Origin of the sequence: Catenulispora sp. GP43 (assembly GCF_041260665.1) — a bacterium.
Taxonomy (GTDB): Bacteria; Actinomycetota; Actinomycetes; order Streptomycetales; family Catenulisporaceae; genus Catenulispora.
Genome location: NZ_JBGCCT010000060.1, coordinates 1 through 2924, shown reverse-complemented (window position 1 = coordinate 2924; position 2924 = coordinate 1). Strand labels below are relative to the sequence as shown.

The window sequence follows — 2924 nt, the reverse complement described above, 5'->3', positions numbered from 1 at the left end:
TGTCGGCGTCTGCGATTTTCCCCAGGGCTGTGTCGGCCTATTTCCTCAGGCCCGGGTCCTCGGTTGATGTTCTATCGTTGATCGTCTCGTGCTGTCGAGTTCCCCGTGGGGACCGCGGACTTTGGCCGCTTGTTGGGCCTGTAGGACGGGCCGTTCATGAAGATCTGGTGGCTCGTGTTGATCAACCGGTCCAGGAGGCTCTCGGCCACGACCGGGTTCGGGAACAGCGGATACCAGTCCGACGGCTGCCGGTTCGAGGTGAGGATCATGGAGCCGCCGAGGGTGGCCCGCTCGGTGATCAGCTCGTAGAGGTCGTCGGCATGGGTCGGGGTGAGCTCGCGCATCGCGAAGTCGTCGAGGATGAGGACCGGGATGCGGGCGTACTCGCGGATGCGGCGCTCCAGGGTGTTGTCGGCGTGGCCGCCGGCCAGATCGGCGAGCAGGTGGGAAGTCTTGGTGAAGCGGACGTCGGCGCCCGAGCGGATGGCGAGATGCCCCAATGCTTGCGCTATATGCGTTTTCCCGACTCCGACCGGTCCGTAGAGAACAACCGACTCCCCGGCGCCGAGCCAGCGCAGCGCAGCCAGGTCGCGGATCGCGGCGGCCGGGAGCTTCGGGGCGGCGGTGAAGTCGAAGCCCTCCAAGGTGGACTGCTGCTCGAAGCGGGCGCGGCGGATGCGCCGGTTCATCGCCGCGGTGTCCCGGCGGGAGATCTCGTCCTCGCAGAGCACCTGCAAGAACTCCAGGTGGCCCAGGTCGCCGGCCCGGGCCTGCGCCAGGCGGGCGTCCAGGGTCTCCAGCATGCCGGACAGCTTCAGCATGCGCAGCGAGGTCTGAAGCGGCGGTTGCAGGATGCTCATCGTTGGGTTCCTTCCAGGGTGTTCGTCAGCAGCAAGGCTTGTTCGCGCAGGTCGGCGATGACCGTGTCGGGCCAGAGGCGGGAGCGGCGGGCCAGGGACGCCGCCGAGGCGGGGCTGGCCTCCAGGAAGTCGGCCAGCAGCCCGGCCAGGCGGGACCAGTCGGCGGCGAACACCTCGTGGACCTCGATCGTCCGGCCGGTCACGAGGCGGCCTCGTTCCGATCGCGCGTCGTCCCCAGCGGGATGACGGTCGCCGGCGTCGTCGTCTCCACGCCGATCGCGGCGTCGTCCGTCGTCTCCATGGCCTCGACGGTGTCGCCGTTCGCGGTGACCAGGGGGACGACGTCCGCGAACAGCTGTGAAGGCCCGCGCAGGAACGCCGCCGCGCCGCCGTCGCCGGTGCCGGTCGGCGCCGGGTCGTGCTCCAGCCCGGCCGCGAGTACGCCCTTGACCGTGCGATACGACGGGTCACCGACGTCGACGGCCTTGCGGCAGGCCGCCTCCAGCCGCACCGGCCCGTACTTGTCCACCAGGCGCAGCACGCCCTGGGCCGCGCGCAGCCGGTAGAGGGCGTTCACCTCCAGCAGCGCCTCGACGACCGCTGTCGTCGCCGGGCCGACCGCCTCGGCGGTGGTCCGGCACCACGTCGGCGTCCTCATGTGGAACGCGATCTTCTCGCTCGGGTAGTCGGCCAGGTCGGTCTGCTTGCGCTCGGTGCGGGCGTGCGTCTTGACCAGCTCGCCGTTGTGGAAGATCTGCACGGTCAGCGCCGTGGAACGGGCGTCGACGGTCTGACCGATCAGCTTCCACGGCACCGAGTAGAGTGCCCGGCCGACCTTGACGTGGATGTCCGGCCCGACCTTGCCCCGAGACCAGGTGGCCAGCACGAACGGCGCCCTGGGCAGCGGGACCAGGGCTTCGGCTTCGGCGGCGGTGAACACCGCCAGCGGCGCCGCCCCGTCCAGCCCGCGGTGCCGCCGCATCCCGGCGACCTCCGAGCACCAGGCCAGCGCCGAGCGCTGCATCTCCTCCAAGGAAGCGAACTGCCGGCCCCGCCACCAGGAGTCACGTATATAAGGCATCTGTCTTTCCACTCCGGGCTTGTCCTTGGGTTTCCGCGCGCGGGCGGGGTCGACCAGGGCGCCGTAGTGCTCGGCCAGCTCGGCATACGACCGGTTGATCTTCGGGTCGTAGAGGTCGGGCCGCTCCACCCCGGTCTTCAGGTTGTCCGGCACCAGGCGCTGCACCGCGCCGCCGAAGAACTCGAAGGCCAGCACATGCGACCGGGTCCAGGACTCCTGGTCCAAGGTCAGCACCGGGCGGACGAACATGTGCCGGGAGTGCGCCAACACCATCACAAACGCCTCAACCCGGTGCCGCCGGCCAGTGCGGGGATCGGTCCAGATCCCCAGCCGGCCGTAGTCGATCTGCGCGACCTCCCCGGCCGGGGACGCCTCGCTGAACAGCACCGTGACCTTGTTGCGCTGCACTTCCTCGGGCAGGTTGGAGGTCACATACCGGCGGAACGCCGACAGCGACGCGGTCAGGCCCTGCTCGTCGCGCAGCCGCTGGTGGATCGTCGTCACCGTGACGCCCGCGCCGAGCATCTCCACGATGTAGTCGCGGTGGACCGCGATCGCCGGCCAGGTCAGCTGCCGCACCGAGGCGTCGACCAGCTCCGGGAACCAGCCCTTGGCCAGCGGACGCCAGTCGGCCTCCTTCATCGGCTTGCCGCCGGGCGCGAACCCGGCCTCGATCGCCGGCGCCAGGTACTTGCGGATCGTCTTGCGATCCAGGCCGAGCGAATCGGACATCTCGACCTGGGAGCGGCCGGCATACCAGTGGACCAGGATCTCCGTAATGTCGATCACTTGAAAGGTTCTCCTCGCCATCCTGCTCCCTCGCCATCAACTAGCTGACGAGGAAGACTCACACGGACGAGGACCCGACCCCGCGGTCAGCCTGCACCGCACACCCTCGGTGGGGGGGAATTACGCAGACGAGACCCTGGGGAATTACGCCGACAAGATCGGCCACAGGTGGGGAATTACGCGACCGCTGACAG

At 69.2% G+C, this 2924-nt stretch carries 3 protein-coding genes; all 3 read right to left on the bottom strand.

Going from position 1 to position 2924, the window contains the following annotated elements:
• Nucleotides 1–71: 71 nt before the first annotated feature.
• The 3 genes from istB to istA are packed head-to-tail and all read right to left on the bottom strand — an operon-like array spanning nt 72 to nt 2730.
• Nucleotides 72–860: an IS21-like element helper ATPase IstB gene (gene istB, locus ABH926_RS51435; protein ID WP_370374751.1), complete on the bottom strand. Its 789-nt coding sequence runs from the start codon at nt 858–860 to the stop codon at nt 72–74.
• Nucleotides 857–1063, bottom strand: coding sequence for a hypothetical protein (locus ABH926_RS51430; protein ID WP_370374750.1), 207 nt, complete (start codon nt 1061–1063; stop codon nt 857–859). The genes istB and ABH926_RS51430 overlap by 4 nt, the downstream gene beginning before the upstream one ends.
• On the bottom strand, nt 1060–2730 hold the full coding sequence (istA, locus tag ABH926_RS51425; protein WP_370374749.1) for an IS21 family transposase: 1671 nt from the start codon (nt 2728–2730) through the stop codon (nt 1060–1062). The genes ABH926_RS51430 and istA overlap by 4 nt, the downstream gene beginning before the upstream one ends.
• Nucleotides 2731–2924: the final 194 nt, after the last annotated feature.